Here is a 21,042-nt window from a genome sequence, read left to right on the forward strand (position 1 = left end):
CGATGATCACGCTCGCTTCCGACTTCGGGGCGCCGTATCCGGCGGCGATGAAGGGCGTCGTTCGTCGACGGAGCGACGCGGAGCTGATCGACGCCAGCCACGACCTCCCGCGCGGCGACCCGCACGCGGCGGCCTTCTGGCTGCGCTTCGTCCTCCCGGAGTTCCCGCCGGCCGTCCACTGTGCGGTCGTCGATCCCGGCGTCGGCACCGACCGCGCCGCGATCGTCGTTCTCGCGGGCGAGCACGCCGTCGTCGCCCCCGACAACGGGCTCGCGGTACCGCCGGCCCGGGCGCTCGCGGCGGCGACGGGAGCGGACTCGGAGGAGCTCGAAGTGTTCGAGATCGCGGTCGACGACCCCACGAGCGCGACGTTTCACGGCCGAGACGTGTTCGCGCCCGCGGCCGCCCGGATCCGTGAGGACGCGTGGACGGGGACGGGCGTCGACCGGGAGGCCCTCGCCGCGCTCCCGTCACTGACACCGGCGGACGAGTACGTCGACCGCCGTTTCCCGGAGCCGACCGTCGAGCGCGACGGAGAGGCGGTCGTCGCGGTCGCCGGCGAGGTCCTCGTCGTCGACGACTTCGGGAACGCGATCACGAACGTTCCCGCCGACGCCGTCGCGGCGGTGGAGCCGGGCGACCGGGTTCGGGTGAACGGTGGCGATCCCGTTCCGTTCGTGGAGACGTTCGCGTCGGTCCCGCAGGGCGACCGACTCGTGACCGTCGGCAGCCACGGCCACGTCGAGTGCGACGTCAACGACGGCCGAGGAACGGACGCGTTCGGAGTCGACGCGGGCGATCCGGTTCGGCTCTCGTTCGAGTAGGGTGGACGCGGTGAGCGACCGTAGGAGTGGATCGCTCATACAACCTTCGCGATCTAGTTATAAGAGGTCAGGATCGGGTCGAATATAGTCTTATAAATCGACTACGACACCCACTGATCGGGCCAAGGCTTGCTGTCGGCGCGCGCGAGAAGCGTGCGCGAGGGAGACCGGCGGCGGCCGCACTGCGGTGCGGTTTCGCGGCCGCCGCCGGTCGAGGCTGGGGAGGTGCGAGGTGCGGTACCGTGCGAGGTGGGGTTTTGTAGGCGAGTATCACCAGTACGCTCCCGGCCACTCATTAAATAGTATATAAGACGGACCGAAGCCGGACGTCGATCTTATAACTCGACGCCGGAGGGGATCAGGCTCTCGCTCCGGAGGAGGTTACCGTCCCGGTCGTACACGAGGAAGGTGTCCTGATCGTAGGTGACGAGTCGCTCGCCCTCGATGTCGATCTCGATCCGGAATCGCGCGTCGTCGCCGTCGGCGGACTCCCGGGCGGCACGGATGAACGGAAGGACGTCGTCGGCGGTCTCGTTGAGTTCGAGGACGAAGTCGCCGGTGTATCGGTTCGTTACACCCACGACGCCCTCGGCGTTCGCACCGTCCGAGAGGGGTTGTTGGAGCCGGAAGGCGACGTCGACGCTCTCTCCTTCGAGGAGGTCGCCGTCGGCACCCGAGAGGCGGTCCCGCAACAGCCCCTCCGGTCCGTGGAAGTCGATACGGACCAGGGGCGTCGTCGGTCCGTCGGCGTCGTCGCCGACGCCCTCGACCGTCAGATCAAAGTAGTCACGCCGCATCTCTTATATCGTCGTTAGTGGTCGGGCCGTATCAACGTAACGGGCGCGACAGACTCAGATCGGACGATCGGTGGAAGGTATTTAAGCCGAGGTCGTTCGTACATGGACACGACACGATGTCGGGGGACACACGAACGGGCGCGATGGAGGAGCGCATCGACGCGTTCCGACAGCGCCTCGAACGGACGTGGGAGATGCTTCAGGGCTCCGATCTCGAGGTCCGTCCCTTCCGCCCGGGTGAGGACGGCCCGCTTGCGTCCTTTTCGATTCCCCCCGAGGAACGCGAGATCGACCGGTACTGGGTGAACGCCCCGTACGCCTACGTCGTGATCACCTACCACGATCCGGAGAGCGCACACCGGTACTACACCGTCGAACCGGATCTCGACGGGTTCGAGCGATCGCTGCTGGACCGCGTCGCCGACGACATCCGCGATCCGCTGCTCTACCGGGAGGGAACCGGCCACACCGACGAGGCAACCCTCCGAGCCGAGTTGGAGTCGCTGCTTGAGGGGTACGGCGTCGACGTCGGGATGGGTACGTTCCACGCGCTCGCGTACTACCTCTACCGCGATTTCCGCGGGTTCGGGAAGGTCGATCCGCTCCTCAACGATCGCCACATCGAGGATGTCTCCTGTGACGGCTACGATCTCCCGATCTTCGTCTATCACGACGAGTACACGGACGTCCGGACGAACGTCTCTTTCGCGAAGGAGGAGCTCGACAACTACGTTATCCGACTCGCTCAGCAGTCCGGCAGACATATCTCGGTCGGCGATCCGATGGTCGAGACGACGCTCGCCGACGGCTCCCGGGCCGAACTCGCGCTCGGCGAGGAGGTGACCCCGCGTGGCTCGGCGTTCACCATCCGGCAGTACGCCGAGGAGCCGTTCACGCCGATCGACCTGATCGAGTACGGCACCTTCTCGGTCGAACAGATGGCGTACTTCTGGCTCTGTATCGAGCACAACAAGAGCCTCATCTTCGCGGGCGGCACCGCCTCCGGGAAGACTACCTCGATGAACGCCGTTTCGATGTTCATCCCGCCGCGTGCGAAGGTGCTCTCCATCGAGGACACCCGTGAGCTCTCCTTGTACCACGACAACTGGCTCTCCTCGGTCACCCGCGAGCGACGCTACGAGGGGACCGATATCGACATGTACGACCTGTTGCGTTCCGCGCTACGACACCGACCCGAGTACATCATCGTCGGCGAGGTGCGCGGTGAGGAGGCCATCACGCTGTTTCAGGCGATGAACACGGGACACACCACGTTCTCGACGATGCACGCCGACTCGATTGAGACCGTGATCAACCGGTTGGAGAACGAGCCGATCAACGTCCCGCGCGCGATGGTCCAGTCGCTGGACATGCTCTCCGTCCAGACCCTGACTCGGTCGAACGACGAGCGAGTTCGCCGTGCGAAAACGATCGGCGAGATCGGCGGGATCGACCAGCGGACCGGCGAACTCGACTACTCCTCGGCGTTCGAGTGGCGTGCCGACAAGGACGAGTTTCGCCGGAACGACTCGATGCTGTTGGAGGAGATCGCCGACGATCGGGGCTGGTCGCGGTCGGAACTCCTCCGAGAGGTTCGCCGCCGGGAGCGGTTCCTCGAGTTATGTCGCCGGCTCGGCGTGGCCGACTACCGCCGGTTCACGGCCCTCGTCAACGAGTACTACGCCGACCCCGGACGCGTGATGGATCGACTCAAGACGCGTGCTGAGGGCGACGAGAGCGGCGAAATAGACGTGACCGACGAGAGCGACGATATCGACGTGAGCGGCGAGAGCGACGCGGAATGATCGTCTTCGTTCCGCTCGTCGTCGCCGTCGCGGCCTGTGTGGCGCTGGCCCTGCCACGGGTCTCTACGCGCGCGGATCTTCTCGCTACGCGGGTCGCGCTCTCGTTTTTCGGCGAGTACGTCGCCGAACACGGCCGGAGACAGCGAGAGCGTGATCTCCTCCGTGCCGCACACGTCGGGGGGACCCATCGGGTGTACGCCGCACGAACCATCCTGTACTCGGCCGTGTTCGGCGTCGCGGGCAGCGTCATTGGCGTGTACCTCGCCGGCGGGATCCTGACGGCGCTGGACGTGGGCGAAGCGGCCCTCGTCGACGCTCTCCCCGGGTCCCTCTCGTTTCTGGCCGCGGTCGCCCGACTGACCGAGGTAGGGCTACTCGAACTGTTCGTGCTGCTTCTCATCTCCTCAGCCACCGTCGGGTCAGCACTCGCCGTCGGAACGTACTACGGGCGCTGGGCGGTGCTGGGACAGCGGGCGACCGCGCGAGCGGCGGAGATAGACGCGACGCTCCCCCGGACGGTCGCGTTCGTGTACGCGCTCTCGCGGTCGGGGATGGCGTTCCCGCGCGTAATGGACACGCTCGCCGAGAACGAGGCAGTGTACGGCGAGGCCGCGACCGAGCTGTCCGTCGCCGTTCGGGAGATGAACGCCTTCGGTACCGACGTGTTGACCGCGCTCCAACACACCGCACGGCGGACCCCGAGCGAGGATCTCTCGGAGTTCGCCGAGAACCTCGCGTCGGTGCTCGGTACCGGACAGTCGCTGTCGACCTTCCTCGAGGGACAGTACGAGCGCTATCAGGAGGAGGCGGAGGCGAAACAGCAGCGGTACCTCGAACTGCTCTCGACGTTCGCCGAGGCGTACGTGACGACGCTTGTGGCCGGCCCGCTCTTCTTCATCACCATTCTCGTCGTGATCGGCCTCGTCCTGGACGACACCCTCCCGCTGTTGCGCGTCGTGGTCTATCTCGGCGTGCCACTCGCGACGTTCGGGTTCGTCGTCTATGTCGACAGCATTACCCAAGGGATCGGAGGTACGGAGAGCGTCACACGCTCGGACCCGCCGGACTCGACCGGCGAGACACAGCTCCCGGACGGGGGGTCCGTCGCCGACCGGTGGGCGGCGAGTCGGGAACGGCTCGACGCCTACGACCGGCTCGAAACCGTCCGCGAGTGGGTCGAGTCGCCGGTCGAGAAGGTCGTCGACTCCCCACGATCCGTGTTCGCCGTCGCCGTGCCGCTCGGGGTCGTTGGGACGGTCGTGGCCGTCCATCCGATCACGTGGGGGGCCCCGACCGCGGTCGCCGCGCAGGTCGAGACGGCCGTCGTCACCGCAAGCGCGCTCGTCCTCACCGCCTACGCGCTCGTCTACGAGGTCAAGAAGCGGCGGATCCGACGGATCGAGTCCGCGATTCCGGACTTCCTCGACCGGCTCGCCAGCGTCAACGAGGCCGGTACCTCCGTCGTCTCCAGCCTCCGTCGGGTCGCCGGGTCGGACCTGGAGGCGCTGACCGCGGACGTGCGTCGCGTCCGGGTGGACATGGACTGGGGTGCCGACGCCACGTCGGCGCTCCATCGTCTGGACGGTCGAGTGGCGTCGCCGATGACATCGAGAGCGGTCGTGTTGGTCACGAACGCGATGCACGCGAGCGGCGACATCGCGCCCGTGTTACGGATCGCCGCCGACGAGGCGCGGGCGACGTGGGCACTCCGCCGGGAGCGTCGACAGGTAATGTTGACGTACCTGATCGTTATCTACGTCTCCTTTCTGGTGTTTCTCGGCGTCATCGCCGCCCTCTCCGTCTCCTTCATCCCCGCGATCGAGGAGGCCACTGCCGGGGCCGGGGGGACGTCGACCGAAGTCGGCGGCGGACTCGGCGGGATCGCCGGCGGATTGGGCGAGATCGACACGTTCGCCTACGAGCAGGTGTTCTTCCACGCGGCGGCTATACAGGCGCTGTGTTCCGGGATCGTCGCCGGCCAGCTCGGCGAGGGATCGGTCGCCGACGGCGCGAAACACGCCGCTATCCTGTTGATCCTCACGCTCGTCGCCTTCGCGGTCATGGGCTCGGTATAAGTGTCGTCGCGATTGAGGCCCCGTACATGGATCTCCAGTCGACGTACGACCGGATCGCCGCACATTTTTCCGAAACTCGGGCGTACGCGTGGCCGGAGGTCGAGTCCTTCCTCGCGGACCGCGAGGGGGAGCGCGCTATCGACATCGGCTGCGGAAACGGTCGGCACACGGAGCTACTGGCCGAGCACGCGTCGCGGGTGGTCGGCCTCGACCTCAGCCGGGCGCTCCTCGACGAGGCGGCGTCGCGAGCGCGGGAGCGGGGGTTCGGGGAGGCGGCAACGTTCGTCCACGGGGACGCGGCCGCGTTGCCGGTTCGAACCGGGACGATGGATCTCGTCGTGTACGTCGCGACGCTCCACCACCTCTCGTCGCGGGCGGCGCGGGTCGAGAGCCTGAACGAGTTGGCGCGGGTCATGCGGCCGGGCGGGGTCGGGCTGGTGAGCGCGTGGAGCACCGCCCACGACCGATTCGACCGGACGGAGGGGTTCGACACCACCATCGACTGGACGCTGCCGGGCGGGGAGACGGTACCGCGATACTATCACGTCTACGCGCCCGAGGAGTTCGAAGCGGATCTCGCCGAAAGCGACCTCGCGGTCGTCGACGCCGAGGTCTCCAGCGGGAACTGTTATGCCGTGGTCCGGAGCGACCAAAGGTAACGGAGGGTAGTGGTCCGTCTGCTCCACCGTTCGACCGTTTCGCCACCGACGGTTCGACCGTTTCGCCACTGACGGTTCGACCGTTTCGCCACCGATAGTTCGACCGTTTCGCCACCGACGGTTCGACCGTTTCGCCACCGACGGTTCGACCGTTTCGCCACCGGCCGTTCACCCACGGACCGTCCTTTCGCCGGTCGTGTCCAGGTCGCTCGCGGCTCCGCGTTCCGACCGACGAGAGGAACCTAGTTCTCATGTATGATACTCCTGGGGAAGGATTAAATACCACGTCTCAGCCTCAAAGAAACGATGGCCTCCACCCCGATCGAACGTCTTCTCCACCGGCTCACGCCGGGGTTCATCGCCCGCAGTTATCTCGCAAAGTTCACCGTCGTGACGCTCCTCGTCGTCGCGGCGATCGGCGCGGTCGGCGTCGTCACCTACGCGGAGACGACGGATCAGCTCGAAACGGACGCACAAGAGGACTACACGGCCGTCGCGGAGCTCGGTGGCACGGATCTCGACGTCTGGGCGAGCGAGCGACGGACGGACCTCCGTGACACCGCAACGGCGGATGAGATGGACCAGTCCTCGGACGAGATCGAATCGTATCTACGGGGGAGCCACGTCGTCACCGGGAGCGAGGTCGTAGCCTTCCACTACTACGACCATCTCAACAGGAGCGTCAGCGCGTCAAGCGAGGATGAAGGGGGATCGGCGGTCGTCGAGGCCGACTGGTTCGGCCTCAGCCTCGTGTTCGGCGACTCCGTGTACACCAGCCCGACGTACGAGGTCGACGGCGAACTCCGAGTCGCGTTCGTGACGATGACGAGCAGCGGGGACTACCTGATCATGGAGATGGCACTCGATCCCGTGCTCGCCGACCTCCGAACCCCGACCGCCGGCAGCTTCACGACCGTCGTCGGCGACGACGGCACGATAGCCGCGAGCGACGACGACGGACTCGTCGACACACGGTACACGGAGACGGACTGGAGCGACATCGAAGCCGGTCTCGACGAGCCCGGGTTCCGGTCCGGTGCGAGCCTCTCGCTCGACGCCGGGGAACGCGACACCGTCGAGTTCGACGAGGAGGAGTACCTCGTCGCGTACGCCCCCGTCGAGTCCGAGGACTGGCTCGTTGCGGTTCACGTACCCGTCTCGGAGGCGTACGCCCTCTCGGGAACGATCGTGCGAAACCTGCTGTTGATCGTCGGCGTGGCCGTTATCGGCTTGGGGTTCCTCGGTGTGACCCTCGGTCGGGGAACGGTCAGGGAACTCGATCGGCTCGGTGGAAAAGCGAACGAGCTTGAGTCGGGAACGCTCGACGTCTCGTTCGACACCGACCGTCGCGACGAGTTCGGGACGCTGTACGAGGCGTTCGGATCGATGCGCGACTCGCTCGCAACCGAAATTGAGACGGCGGAGACGCAGAAACGGCGAGCAGAAGAGGCTCGCGCCGACAGCGAGGCGTTCGCCGAGCAGTTAGAGGAGCGCGCTACGACCTTCGGCGAGACGATGAGCGAGTGCGCCGACGGCGATCTCACGGCACGACTCGCAACCGACCCAGACGATCCGGAGGCGCTCCGCGAGATCGCCGACGAGTTCAACGACGCGATGAGCGAGCTCGAACGAACCGTCGCCGAGGTGGAGGCGTTCGCGGACGAGGTCGCCGGGGAGAGCGAATCGGTCACCGACGGTACGGAAGAGGTCGCAGCGGCGGGTCGAGAGACGAGTGATGCGGTCGACGAGATCTCCGCAGGCGCCGAAGAGCAGAGCCGTCAGCTCGCCGAGGTGGCAAGCGAGATGGAGGACATGTCCGCGACGATCGAGGAAGTCGCCGCCTCCACCGATCAGGTCGCAACGGTCTCACGGCGGGCAGACGACCTCGCGACGGAGGGGCGCGAGGCCGCCGTCGACGCGGTCGAGGAGCTACACGCGATCGAGAAGCGCTCCGAGTCCGCCGCGGAGACCGTCGAGCGGCTGGACGCGGAGATGGAGGAGGTAGACGCCATCGTCGAGACGATCGCCGAGATCGCCGACCAGACGAACCTGCTGGCGCTCAACGCCTCGATCGAGGCCGCAAGAGCGGGTGAGGCGGGGTCGGGCTTCGCCGTCGTCGCCGAGGAGGTGAAATCACTCGCCGAGGAGACACAGGAGTCCGCCGCGGAGGTCGACGCGCTCATGACCGACCTCCGCGAGCGCACCGATGAGAGCGTCGCGGAGATGAACGCGATCCGGGAGGGAGTCGACGACGGCGTGGAGACCGTCGAGTCGACGGAGACGACGCTTTCGGCGATCGCCGATCGGGTCTCGGATGCGGACGAGGGCGTTCAGGAGATATCCGGTGCGATGGACGCGCAGGCGAGTTCCGTCAGCGAGGTCGCCGGTGCGGTCGACGACCTCGCCGGGATCAGCCAGCAGACGACCGCGGAGGCGACGACGGTCGCCTCGACCGCGGAGGAGCAGGCCGCGACGCTCGACGAGGTGTCGACGCGGGCGAGCGAGCTCTCCGAGAGCGCCCGCGACCTCCAGCGGTCGGTTTCGACGTTCGAGACGGCCGTCGACGCCGAGGTCGGTGCCGCAGGGGCCACCGCTGCGGACGAGGCCGAGTCCCCGACCGTCGACGACGAATCGGGGTTTCAGTTCGACCGGGCCGACGACGCGACGTCGTCGGTGAGCGCGGACGGCGGCGTCGCAGTCGAGGACGAGTCGGAGGGTGACGAGACGCAGCCGGGAGCCGACACACCGGAGACGAGGGAGGACGACGCGGAGTCCGATTCCGCGGAGTCGTAGCCCCGTCATCGGAACACGGAACGTTTATGAAAACCGTTCGACCTACATATAATCGCGTCACGCGACGCGACAGTTCGCGCCGGTGGTCTAGTGGTAGGACCTGAGCCTTCCAAGCTCATGGCCCGGGTTCAAATCCCGGCCGGCGCATCTTCCCGCAGCTACGAACGAGGAGCGACAGCGACGAGTGAGTCGTTCGGGAAGATGCGCCGAGGGATTTGAATCCTACCAGTCGCGCACAGCGAGCGAAGCGAGCGAGCACGTCTGGTTCCGGTTCAAATCCCGGGCGGCGCACGACCGAAGGGAGTGCGCCGCCCGTACCCTCGCTCGTTCACTCCGTTCACTCGCGAGGGTCCCGGCCGGCGCAATTCTCGAACGAAGTAAAGAAAATCGCTGAGGGATTTGAATAGGCTCTTGGCCAACCTGTCGAAAAAAGTAATCTATATATGATATGTCCTGCTACTGACTGCTGAATATAGAGGGTGTATGCAGCACGACGCCTCTGTTTGTTCCGCACCAAAATTGGTGAATAACCTACTCGATACACGTGCTAACTCATCACTTACCGTGACCTTGTCTGGTTCTTTTCATCCCAATCCGGTAGCCATCCCGTGTTTGCGGTAACAAACAAAATCCCATAAATAAAGAGAGGTATGAGGATTCCGGCAGAGATGAGGAAAGCAAAGTCAAACTCACCCGGATTGTCAAAGAAGACGCCAGTATATTGAAGAACAGCAAAGATCAGTAACGCGACCAACGTCGATTTGCCGTATTCACTAAACGAGGGACTCGGAAATTCCATACGGAAAATAGAAGCTTTCATTGTATAAGTTAATTCCCGTCAGAACCGGCCCGAATCTCGTACGACATTTGCGCCCTGTATTCATCACGGGTTTATATCAATTTCCAGATGATAATGTTTCACTGAGTTCGGGAAGAGATATTAAACAAAACGAGTGGCTGCCGCTCACGGTTACTTAAAAAGAGAAACGCTCCGCATCCCCGCCTCACCCGAACCGAGTCACCGCGGGCGATACCCGCGTGGCGGCGATCGGTTCGTCGTCCGGAGCCGGATCCACGTCGGCGGTCGACCGGTACACTCGATCGGCGTGCTCTACGGGCGGCACGCGAGTACTGGTGTGGATCGGTTCGGCGTCGTCGTCAGCGGTCATGGTTCGTGTCATCACGCGTCATGCGGGGCGCTAGAATAAAAGTACTCGGATCGTAGTAACTAATATAATATAACGTGTTCAGCCCCGTTCAAGGCCGTTAAGCCGGCTCGGTGGGGGCACGGTCGATCCGTCGTCTCCCAAGATCGGACCGTCATCTCGGAACGATTGTTCGAGGGAACGCCGTCGTCGTCGACTCAAAAGGCAGAGGCCCGACACCGGCCAGCCTACCGGCTCCGGTCCGGGATCGTCACCGTGACGATGTTGCCGTCGTCGTACTCGAACCCGATATCGCCATCGAGTCGTCGCAGACACCAGTAGACGATCCAGAGCCCGATCCCCTGCCCGTGGTCGAGCGACGTCTCCTCGGCCGCTCGGAGCGCATCGAGCTCCATCTCCGGGATCTGCTCGTTCCGGTCCCGGATCCGAAACGCGACCTTTCCGTCGGCCTCCGGCGGGACGAACGCGCTCACGTCGACCGTCGGCCCCGGCTCCGCCGAGTGGACGATCGCGTTCTCGACGAGGTTCGCGAGGAGCATCGAGAGCAGCTTCGTATCGACCCGGATCCGGAGGTCGGGCGGCGTCACCGTCCGGTTGATGGCTGCTTCCGGGTCCACATCGGCAACGCGCTCCTCGACGTCGTCCAACAGTTCGGACACGGAAACCTCATCGGGGTGGACCGCCCGCTCCTGAACCTGCTCGAACTCCCGCGCCTTCTCCGCGATCGAGAGCAACCGATCGCTCGCGTCCGCGATCGTTCCCGCCTGCGTCGCGTGCTTCGGGTCGGTCGCGACGCCCTTCAGCAGCTCCGCGTAGCCGGAGATGACCGTCGTCTCGTTCCGGAGGTTGTGCCTGAGAACCCGGTTGAACACCATCAGCTGCTGTTCGCGCCGCCGCTCCTCGGTCACGTCGTACAACACGAGCATGCTTCCGACCCCGTTCCCGCTCGGATCGGTCAGGGGCGTGTGCGACACGCCGAACGTCCGGCTTCCCGCCGCCCCGCCGGAGAGCTCGCCGGACTCGCGAAGCGTTGCGAGGTCGGCTTCCAGCGCCGCCGCGAGCGGCACGGGCAGCCCCGCCGAGAGGGCGTCGCCGAACAGCTCCTCGGCCCGGTCGTTGGTTCGTACGATCTGCTCCTCGGCGTCGACGACGAGCACGGGATCGGACAACGAGTCCAGTCCGCTCCGTTCGGCCATTCGCTGTGTCGCCGGGTTCGTGTCGAACATGTGGGTCCCGACGAACGCGTACGCGTCGAGCGCGACGTGGACCAGCATGAGCGGTGCGGTGAGATGGAGCTGCGGGACCGGGCCAACCTCGAACAGCCACAGGAGGACGCCGACCGTCGGCGGCGCGGTGCTCAGGATGACGGCGGTCGTCTCCCGGCGATATAAGGGCACGTAGCTCAGGATCGCGCCAATGAGGAGGAGCGATCCGACGCCGGCGGTCCCGATCGAAAAGAGGAGCGCGAAGATCCCCCACGGCTGGACCGCGTACGTGGCCGTCGCCAGTCCGAACGCGGGATCGACACGGAACCCGGTCCACACGAGTTCGTGTATCGAGTTCGTCGCCGCCAGCCCGGCCGTCAGGAGGGGTACGGCAGCGACGATCCCGAAGAACGGGGTCCGGATCAGGTCCCCGCGACCGGTGTAATCGAGGCCGAACGCGAGGAAGAACGGGCCCATGAAACAGACGCCGAGAAAGGAAACGACCGCGAACGCCAAACGCAACGCGGGCTCGAAGACGAGCAACGAGGCTCCGTACGAGAAACAGAAGACCGCGACCGACGCCATGTTACCCATGAACCACGCCGCGCCGGACCGGTGTCGCTGACGAGACAGATACCACAACAGGGCGGTCGCACCGATCCCGGCCGCGACGGAGGCGGCGATGAACCCGATACCGAAGGGGGTCGGCGTCATCGTCGCGCCGGCGGATGACGATCGTGAACGGTCATATGTCGTGTGGTAATCGTCGCGGAGCCGAGCGGCGGACCGGTTCGCGTCCGACCGCGGAGGTCACGCGTCGTATAATGATCACGAACGATATGAGTAGTCGTCACCCGGCAACGTTTGTCGCGTCTCGGGCGGGCTCTCCGAGCGTCGACTCACGACTGGAAGACGGAACCGCCCGACGAACCACGGGAGGGGGTGGGCGTCGGGTTCAGTCGTCTGCGGCCGCCGTTCCCTCGACGGCGGTTTTCTCCGAGAAGAAACCGTGGGTGTTCGCCACCTCCGAGATCTTCGGCTGGAACACCCACGCCGTGAGCGCGATGATCGGGATCATCGACGCGCCGACGATCGCGTAGCCGACGTGGAGGTTCGGCAGGAACGCGGCGGAAAACGCCAGCGGGTACACGACGCCACCGACCGTCCCGACGCCGCCGACGATCCCCGCGACGGATCCCGAGTTGTCCGGGAACATTGCCGGTACCTGCGCGAAGATAGCTCCCTCGGAGAACGCACAGCCCATGCCAACGAAGAAGCCAGCGACGACGGCGACGTAGATGTTCCCCGTGAGTCCGGCCGCGGTCATCCCGAACATCGACAGCATGACGAACACGAGCGTCGCGAACGTCCACTGGTTCCGGTACTCGCCCTCGAAGCTCGGAAGGCGGCCGAGGTACCTCCCCTCGAAGCTCGGCAGGAGGTTCCGCTCCTTGCGAGCGACCACGTCGCTGACGTACCCGCCGATCGGGCGGAGCAGCCCGGCGGCGATCGAGAACGTCGCCGCGAACGTCGCCGCGATGACGATGTCGCCCTGACCGAACGCCTCGCGGTAGTAGGTCCCGAGCCAGCCGTTCATCGCCAGCTCCAGTCCGAACGTCATGATGTACGCGACCGCGAGCACGACCGCGCCGTACCGCGTGGCGATGAACTTCCACTGCTCCCAGCTGATCCCCGCCTTCGTCGCCTCGCGCTTGGCCTCGGACTTCGCCGCGCCACACAGGACGTAATAGGCGATCCCGAGCAGCACCGCGAGCACGCCAGTATAAAAGAACGCCGCGCGCCAGTTCGAGGACGTGGCCAGGAATCCCGGCCCGAAGATCGGGTCGACGTACCCCTCGCCGAATATTCGTGGCAGGGTGAAGTACGCGCCGAGGCCCGCGCCGGCGTTGCCGATTCCGGCGAAGATACCCTCCGCCGTGCCGAGGTTCTCCTCCTCGAACCACTCGGCGACGTGCTGGATCCCGATGACGAAGGTGATCCCCGCGAGCGACGCGATGATTCGGGAGGCGGTGAACACCTCGTAGGTCGTCGCGAAGGCGCTGAGTATCGCGAACGTGCCGACGACTATCAGGGTCGCGCTTCCGGTGACGTCCGCGCCGAACTTGTCCGTCAGCGGCCCGATGACGATCCGGCCGAGCGGGACGGCAACGATCGCCGCGCTCGCGACGATCCCCAACTGTGGGACGGAGAGCCCGAACTCGTCGGCGATCCCGCCAGTGAACGGCGCGAAGGAGAACCAGATCACGAACCCGAGGTTGAACATCGCGGTCGCGAGGATCAGGTTCCGGTACTTTCCGTACAGGAGATCCGTGAACTTCACCACGGATCACCCCTGAGGGACCGACGGTTCGGACGGGGCAGGGTCGACATCGGGTCGGGACCACACACCGAACGCGACTCGAACTGACTGAACATGGGTTTTCTCACGAAACAACGACAAGGTACAGGACCTAATAAGGTATTTGATTGACATACCGGTAGTTCAATGGAGAAAAAACGGTACCTTCCACGAGACGATCTCTCACCACGATATGTTCTACGTGGTGGCCGAGAAATAAAAGGACAGGTGATTCGACGAGCGAATATTGGAAGAACGAGAGGTGCCGCAACACTTGCCGATCCGTTTAAGGTGTATGATCGGAGGCATCACGAGCGAGAGGTTCGGTTCTCGACGAGCGTGCTTCGAACGAGAATCCGTCCGCCGCGTCGAGCCCGGATCCGCGTCGGTGGAGGCGGCGACGCGTTCAGGGGTACGACCCGGTTCCACCCGCCCGTTGTGAACCGGTTGCGAGGTCGGCGTCGGTGCGGTCCGGAGCGCTCAGGCCGACCGCACATTGCTTGAGGTTCGGCTCGGCGGAGTCCGGGTCCGCGGCGGACAGCGTGAGCTCGTTTGCCGCCGGGTTGTGGACCGGGAGCCAGACGAGCCCCGGCGGAACGTTCCCGTCGGGTTCGACCGCGACCGCGACCGCGGCGCGACGCGACTCGATCACCGTCTCTCCACGGTCGAACGCACGGAGATAGTCGGCGATCGTCTCGGGGTGTATCCGCGCGGTCGTTGCGCCCTCGTCGCCGGCATCCGTCCGGGTTCGAACGCCCGTGTTGTACGCGTCCGGCCGTCGACCGGTCGTCAGCGTCAGGGGATACTGCTCGTCTATCGGCTCGGGAACGCCCTCGTGCGACGCGTTCGAGAACCGCGCACGACCGGAGTCGGTCCGGAACGACCACGCGTCCCCGGAGTCGATTCCGCCTCCGGTCGCGTTCTCCTCGTCCCCGTCGTAGTATCGATAGCCGCCCTGATCGGTCTCCTCGGGAGCGGGCCACCGAACCGCCAGCTCCTCGGAGAGCCGGTCGTAGGATATCCCCGAGACGTCGGCCGTCGTCCCCCGAGTGAGCGCCGCGACCTCGTCGAACAGCGATTCGGGATCGGGCCGAGTCGACTCGAACAGCTCCGGGACGACTCGGTCCGCGACGGCCGCGATGACATCGACGTCCTGCCGGACGCCTTCGGGCGGGTCGCGTACCGCAGAGACCCGCGAGACGCGCCGCTCCATGTTCATGACGGTCCCCTCGGACTCGCCCCACGTCGCCGCCGGCAGCACCACGTCCGCCAACTCGACGGTGTCCGAGCGGAACGCGTCCTGTGCGACGAGAAACGTGTCGTCGAGCGCCGCCGTCACGTGGCCGGCGTCCGGCATCCCAGCGACGGGATTCGTCGCGACCGTCCAGCAGACGTCGACGTTATCCCGGGCGATCGCGTCGATGATCCGGACGAACCCCGGTCCGGAGTCGTCGGGAAGTCGACTCAGCGGCACGCCCCACGCGTTGGCGATGGCCTTGCGGTGAGCGGGGTCCTCGAACGACCGGTATCCCGGCCACGAGGACTTCGAGGCGCAGACCCGGTTCCCCATCGAGTTCGCCTGTCCGGTCAGCGAGAAGGGGCCGCTGCCCGGCCCGAGGTTCCCCGTTGCTAGACAGCAGTCGATGAGCGACCGCGCCGTCCCCGTTCCCTGAACGCTCTGGTTGACGCCCATACCCCAGTACACGATGGTTCGGGCGTCGAACGCCGCCGCCAACTCAGCCACGCGCTCGACGGAGACGCCCGCGGTCTCGGCCGCGACCTCGATCGCCGGGAGCGATCCGACCATCGCCTCGAACCCCTCCGTGTGTCGCTCGACGAAGCGTCGGTCGACGGAATCGGAGTCGACGACGGACGCGAGCACCGCTCGCGCCAGCGCCAGATCCGTTCCCGGCTCTGGTCGGACGTGGAGGTCGGCGTCCGCCGCGGTCTCGCTTTCGACGGGGTCGACGACGATCAGCTCGCCGTCGTCCTCGGCCGCGCTCTCGGCGATCCAGCGGTACAACACGGGGTGAGCGATCTTCGGGTTCGCGCCCCAGATCACGTGGGTTTGCGCCTTCGGAACGTCCTCGTACGTCGGGGGCGGCGCGTCGCTCCCGAACGCCTGGACGTACGCCCGCACCGCCGAGGCCATACACAGCGTGGTGTTCGCGTCGTAGTGCCGCGTGCCGAAGCCACCGCGAGCGAGTTTGCCGAGCGCGTACGCCGCCTCGTTCGTCTGCTGGCCGCTTCCCAGCACGGCGACGTTGTCGTTCGACTCCCTGAGCGCCTCGATGATCCGCATCGCGATCGTTCCGAGCGCGGTGTCCCAGTCGGTCGGCCGGAGCGTCCCCCCGCGACGGATCAGCGGCTCCGTCAGCCGCTCGCCGCCCGGATCGACCGTCTCGCTGACGCCACGGCTACACGTCCGACCGCGGTTCGTCGGGTGATCGTCGTCCCCGCGAACGTCGACGAATCCGGGCCCGTCGTCGGGCGTCCGCTGTCGGTAGCCGCAGCCGACCGCACACCGCATACAGGTGGTCGGCTTGCGGTCAGTCATCGACGCCCCCGGTACCGCTCCGTCCCGATCGAACTCCCAGTGCTATGTGAACGTGTGGCATTTCAGCTCGGTCCGGCTCCGGGTTCGATCCCACCCGATAAAACTCTTTTTCGAACGAACAACCGTGTAGTATAGCGCAGTCGTGCCGAGACGCCTCGGTACGGTCGTCGCGTGGTCGCCCCGGGCTGCCGTGTGACCTCAGTCGTCCGTCGCGGCCGGTTCGCCGTCCGTGGCCTGGTGGCCTTCGTGGACGAGAGGGTTCGACGGACGGGGTGCCCGAACGTCGACCGCGCACTGCTTGAAGTTCGGCTCGTCGGACTCGGGGTCGACCGCCGGAAGCGTGAGAACGTTCACCGCCGGGTGGTGGATCGGTAGCCACAGAATTCCCTTCGGGACCCCGTCGTCCGGGTTGACGGCGACCGTGGCCGACCCTCGGCGGGAGGCGACGACGGTCTTCCCGCGGTCGAACGCCTCGATGTACTCCAGCGTCGTCTCGGGATGGATCCGTGCGAGGGGCGGGGCGTCCGTCCCGTCGCCGCGACTCCGCACGCCGGTGTTGTACGCGTCGGCCCGCCGACCGGTCGTCAGCGTCAACGGGTAGTCGTCGTCCGTCGGCTCGGCGAGACCGCCGTGGACGCCCGTGGAGAATCGTGCGCGACCCGACGACGTGGCGAACTCCCAGCCGTCGTCGTCGACGTAGCGATAGCCGCCCTCCTCGTCCGATGCGGGTGCGGGCCAGCGAACCGCGAGCTCCGCGTCCAAGCGATCGTAGGAGATCCCGGAGAGGTCGGCGGCGGTCCCGGCAGTCAACTCACGAAGCTCGTCGAACGCCGCCCGCGGCGAGACCTCGGGTTCGGGAAACGCATCCGGGTCGATCTCGGCACCGATCGCGACGATGGCGTCGAGGTCCTGCTTGATCTTCGGCGAGGTCTCCGTCGCGGCGCGGACTCGCGAGACGCGCCGCTCCATGTTCGTGGCGGTCCCCTCGGACTCGCCCCACGTCGCCGCCGGCAGCACCACGTCCGCCAACTCGACCGTCTCGGTCCGGAAGGCGTCCTGCGCAACGAGGAATGTCTCGTCTAACGCCTCCCGAACGCGGTCGCCGTCGGGCATCCCCGCGACGGGGTTCGTCGCGACCGTCCAGCACACCTCCGGCGGGCCGTCGGCGATCGCGTCGACGATGCCGACCGGCCCCGGTCCCGGGTCGTCCGGGAGCCGATCGACCGGGACGTTCCACGCCTCGGCCACCGTCTCCCGATGGTCGGGGTCCGTGAACTCGCGTTGCCCGGGCCACGTCCCCTTCGAGGAACAGACCCGCGTTCCCATCGAGTTCGCCTGTCCGGTCAGCGAGAACGGACCGCTCCCGGGGCTCAGGTTCCCCGTGGCTAAACAGAGATCGATGAGCGCCCGCGCCGTCGCCGTCCCTTGAACGCTCTGGTTGACGCCCATACCCCAGTAGAGGAGCGTCGGATCCGCGAACGCGTCGGCGACTCGCTCGACGGTCTCGACCGGGACGCCTGCCGTCTCGGCCGCATCCTCGACCGCCGGGAGCGACGCGACGGTTGCCTCGAACCCCTCCGTCGCCTCGGCGACGAACTCCCGGTCGACGCCACCGTCGTCGACGACCTGCGTCAGCACGGCCCTGGCGAACGCCAGATCGGTGCCCGGGTCGAGTTGGACGTGATGATCGGCGTCGTCGACGGTCTCGCTTTCGACGGGGTCGACGACGATCAGTTCGCCGTCGTCGGCCGCGCTGTCGGCGATCCAGCGGTACATCACGGGGTGTGCCACCGCCGGGTTCGCCCCCCAGATCACGTGCGTCCGGGCCTCGGGGATGTCCTCGTACGTCGGCGGCGGCGCGTCGCTTCCGAACGCCTGATAGTACGCCGTGACCGCCGAGGCCATACACAGCGTGGTGTTGGCGTCGTAGTATCGAGTCCCGAATCCGCCGCGCGCGAGTTTGCCGAGCGCGTACGCTGCCTCGTTCGTCTGCTGGCCGCTTCCCAACACTGCGACCCCGTCCCGGGTCTCGGCGAGAGCGTCCTCCATCCGCGAAACGACCGTTCCGATCGCGGTCTCCCAGTTGGTCGCGACGAGTTTGCCGTCCTCCCTGATAAGGGGCCGCGTCAGCCACTCCCCGTCGGGATCGGCGGTCTCATCGATGCCGCGCTGACAGGCGAGTCCCCGGTTGACCGGATGGTTCGCGTCGCCGCGCACCGTGTCGAGTCCGTAGTGGTTGGCGTACCCCTGTTGGAGGTGGCCACAACCCACCGCACACCGCATACACGTCGTCGGCGTCCACTCGGTCATCGGCGTCTCCCCGTCGTCCCGGCGACGGACCGTCCCGTCACGGAGACGCGGCTCGACCCCGGAACGGACGACGACGCCGCGGTTCCGACTCGTGGTTGGTCCGTGATGGTCGGTCCGAGCACGTGAGATCCCATCGGTTGATTTCTGAATCATCAATAGTGTATCGCAGGTATAATTGTTTTGATGAAGGTATTAATCGAGTATTAGAATACATACGGTCAGTATGTGGCCGGCTTCTAAACAAACATGCGTGTGCTTCCGCGCGGGCGCCCCGTGTCCGCGTGGGCGACGCTCGGCGGTCGGCGGTCGGCGGGGCCTCGGTTCGTGAGCGACCAGTTCGTGAGCGATCGGCGGGACGCCGGTTCGCGAACCGACGTCGTCGGTCCGGAACCGCCACGATGTCGATCCGGGAACCCCGACGACATCGATCCGTCGGTTGGCATTGTCAAGTTCTGACGCGCGGTTCTGCTACGAATATAATTTCACATTCTATCTAGTGTACTATATATTGCTCTCGGAACCGACTTCGCGATCGCAGTCTTATCGACCGTATTTTGTGATTTTATTAAAAGCAAACCATTTTATGCTATCCTGTGAATTTCTAGCCGAGATGACCAACCGTTCGACCAGTATATACGCGGAACAATTCCGTTCCGACGAGGAGTGTGATCGCTGATGGCACACAAAAAAGAGGAGTGGAAGGAGGGGTTGTACGGCGACGAAGTCCGCGAGAAGATCCTCGAGTTCGCCGAGACAGGCTGGGAGTCGATCCCAGAGGAGGAACGCGAGATGTGGTTCTCCCGGTTCAAATTCTGGGGGGTTTTCCACCAGCGGACCGGTCAGGAGAGCTACTTTATGATGCGGCTGACGAACGCCAACGGTCGCCTCCAACCCGGGCAGCTCCGCGCCATCGGCGAGGTCGCTCGCGACTACGCGGAAGGGCCCGTCGAAAACCCCGAGTTCGGCGACAGCTGGATCGATCTCACGACCCGACAGTCCGTCCAGCTTCACTGGATACGACTGGAAGATGTTCCAGAAATCTGGGAAAAACTGGAGGCCGTCGGCGTCACCACTCGATCCTCCGGTGGCGACACGATGCGGAACATCTCCGGCAGCCCGGTCGCCGGAAAGGACGCGAACGAGATCATCGACACGCTGCCACTGCTCGATCGGTTCCAAGAGGAGATCCGCGACGATAACGCGTTATGTAACATGCCGCGGAAGTTCAACATCAGCATCAGCGGCACGCCGGAGGGCGGCGCACAGGACTCGCTCAACGACATCGGGCTCGAAGCCGCCCGGAAAGAGATCGACGGCGAGGAGGTGTTGGGGTTCAACGTCCGCGTCGGCGGCGGTCTCGGCGGTCGCGAGCCCCGGGTCGCTCGCCCCCTCGACGTCTTCGTCACCCCCGACGAGGCGTTCGAGGTCGTCCGCGGCTTCGTCGAGTTGTACCACGACCACGGCGACCGACAGGTGCGCTCGAAGAACCGCTCGCGCTTCTTCGTCGACGAACACGGCACCGACTGGATCCGGGAGCTGCTCGACGAGGAGTACGTCGACGCCGACCTCCGGACCGCCGGCGAGGACGTCCGCGGGGAGTACACGTACAACGCGGGTCGCCCGACGGAGGACGGAAAGATCGACTTCACCGGCGTCCACGAGCAGGCGGACGGCAGGCGGTACGTCGGGCTGAACGTCGCAGTCGGCCGACTGCCGGCCGCGGAGGCGATCGAACTCGCGGATCTGGCCGACGAGTACGGCTCCGGCGAGATCCGGCTCACGCGCCGGCAGAACCCGATCATCGTCGACGTCGACCCCGAGCGCGTCGACGAGCTGCTCGCCGAGCCGCTGGTGGCGAAACACGACCCGGACCCGAACGCCCTCGTTCGCGGCGCGATGGCGTGTACGGGGACGGAGTTCTGCTCGCTGGCGCTCGTCGAGACGAAGGCGCGGATGGCGGCGACCCTCCGCTGGCTCCGCGACAACGTCGACCTCCCCGACGACGTCGACCAGTTGAAGACCCACTTCTCGGGCTGTACGGCCGACTGCGGCCACGCGAACACGGCCGATATCGGCCTGCTCGGGATGCGTGCCCGCAAGGACGGCGAGATGGTCGAGGCGGTCGACATCGGGCTCGGCGGCGGCGTCGGCGAGGAGCCCTCGTTCGTCGACTACGTGACGCAGCGCGTCCCCGCCGACGAGGCCCCGGGCGCGATCAGGAACGTCCTCGAGGCGTTCGCCGAGCGCCGCGCGGACGGCCAGACGTTCCGCGAGTGGGTCGACGCGACCGACTCCGAAACGCTCGGCGAGCTGTGCGAGCCCGAGGAGACGAGCTACGTCGACCCGTGTCTCACCGACGCCAAGCAGTCGTGGTACCCGTTCGCGGAATCGGACGCGGAGTCGCCCGACGCGCAGACGGGGGTGGCATCGACCGATGACTGAGCGGGAGTCCGAAGCGACGACCGGGGTCACACTCGACGAGACCGCCCGAG

The 21,042-nt window shown here is 66.0% G+C and carries 13 protein-coding genes and 1 tRNA gene; 8 read left to right on the forward strand and 6 right to left on the reverse strand.

The features are described 5' to 3' along the window. Window positions 1-2 precede the first annotated feature (2 nt). The gene (locus J2751_RS08670; protein WP_209485190.1) at window positions 3-824 is read left to right on the forward strand and encodes an SAM hydrolase/SAM-dependent halogenase family protein; all 822 of its coding nucleotides are present in this window, start codon (window positions 3-5) and stop codon (window positions 822-824) included. 335 nt (window positions 825-1,159) lie between these two features. Here J2751_RS08670 and J2751_RS08675 read toward each other — a convergent pair whose 3' ends face one another. Then, window positions 1,160-1,621, reverse strand: coding sequence for a DUF5793 family protein (locus J2751_RS08675; protein WP_209485192.1), 462 nt, complete (start codon window positions 1,619-1,621; stop codon window positions 1,160-1,162). 116 nt (window positions 1,622-1,737) lie between these two features. Between J2751_RS08675 and J2751_RS08680 the strand changes: the two genes are divergently transcribed. The 5 genes from J2751_RS08680 (at window position 1,738) to J2751_RS08700 (ending at window position 9,100) form a co-directional block, all read left to right on the forward strand. Further along, a complete protein-coding gene (locus J2751_RS08680; RefSeq protein ID WP_209485194.1) occupies window positions 1,738-3,426 on the forward strand; it encodes a type II/IV secretion system ATPase subunit in 1,689 nt (562 codons plus the stop codon). Then, the gene (locus J2751_RS08685; protein ID WP_209485196.1) at window positions 3,423-5,501 is read left to right on the forward strand and encodes a type II secretion system F family protein; all 2,079 of its coding nucleotides are present in this window, start codon (window positions 3,423-3,425) and stop codon (window positions 5,499-5,501) included. Before J2751_RS08680 ends, J2751_RS08685 begins: the two co-directional genes overlap by 4 nt. A gap of 26 nt (window positions 5,502-5,527) precedes the next feature. After that, complete coding sequence (locus tag J2751_RS08690; protein WP_209485198.1) at window positions 5,528-6,160, forward strand: class I SAM-dependent methyltransferase; 633 nt, start codon at window positions 5,528-5,530, stop codon at window positions 6,158-6,160. A gap of 306 nt (window positions 6,161-6,466) precedes the next feature. Then, the gene (locus J2751_RS08695; RefSeq protein ID WP_209485200.1) at window positions 6,467-8,953 is read left to right on the forward strand and encodes a methyl-accepting chemotaxis protein; all 2,487 of its coding nucleotides are present in this window, start codon (window positions 6,467-6,469) and stop codon (window positions 8,951-8,953) included. A gap of 76 nt (window positions 8,954-9,029) precedes the next feature. Then, window positions 9,030-9,100 (forward strand) — tRNA-Gly (locus tag J2751_RS08700). A gap of 857 nt (window positions 9,101-9,957) precedes the next feature. Here J2751_RS08700 and J2751_RS08705 read toward each other — a convergent pair. The 5 genes from J2751_RS08705 to nasA (J2751_RS08725) form a co-directional block, all read right to left on the reverse strand. Beyond that, window positions 9,958-10,134, reverse strand: coding sequence for a hypothetical protein (locus tag J2751_RS08705; RefSeq protein WP_209485202.1), 177 nt, complete (start codon window positions 10,132-10,134; stop codon window positions 9,958-9,960). Window positions 10,135-10,346: 212 nt separating this feature from the next. After that, window positions 10,347-12,038: a sensor histidine kinase gene (locus J2751_RS08710; RefSeq protein ID WP_209485204.1), complete on the reverse strand. Its 1,692-nt coding sequence runs from the start codon at window positions 12,036-12,038 to the stop codon at window positions 10,347-10,349. A gap of 241 nt (window positions 12,039-12,279) precedes the next feature. Then, a complete protein-coding gene (locus J2751_RS08715; protein WP_321168669.1) occupies window positions 12,280-13,665 on the reverse strand; it encodes an MFS transporter in 1,386 nt (461 codons plus the stop codon). A gap of 424 nt (window positions 13,666-14,089) precedes the next feature. Beyond that, complete coding sequence (nasA, locus tag J2751_RS08720) at window positions 14,090-16,240, reverse strand: assimilatory nitrate reductase NasA (RefSeq protein WP_209485206.1); 2,151 nt, start codon at window positions 16,238-16,240, stop codon at window positions 14,090-14,092. Window positions 16,241-16,438: 198 nt separating this feature from the next. Continuing rightward, on the reverse strand, window positions 16,439-18,550 hold the full coding sequence (gene nasA, locus J2751_RS08725) for an assimilatory nitrate reductase NasA (protein ID WP_209485244.1): 2,112 nt from the start codon (window positions 18,548-18,550) through the stop codon (window positions 16,439-16,441). A gap of 273 nt (window positions 18,551-18,823) precedes the next feature. Between nasA (J2751_RS08725) and J2751_RS08730 the strand changes: the two genes are divergently transcribed. Next, a complete protein-coding gene (locus J2751_RS08730) occupies window positions 18,824-19,006 on the forward strand; it encodes a hypothetical protein (protein WP_209485208.1) in 183 nt (60 codons plus the stop codon). Window positions 19,007-19,225: 219 nt separating this feature from the next. Next, window positions 19,226-20,992, forward strand: a complete 1,767-nt coding sequence (locus J2751_RS08735) for a nitrite/sulfite reductase (RefSeq protein ID WP_209485210.1) — start codon at window positions 19,226-19,228, stop codon at window positions 20,990-20,992. Window positions 20,993-21,042: the final 50 nt, after the last annotated feature.

Source organism: Halorubrum alkaliphilum, from assembly GCF_017873815.1.
Classification (GTDB): domain Archaea; phylum Halobacteriota; class Halobacteria; order Halobacteriales; family Haloferacaceae; genus Halorubrum; species Halorubrum alkaliphilum.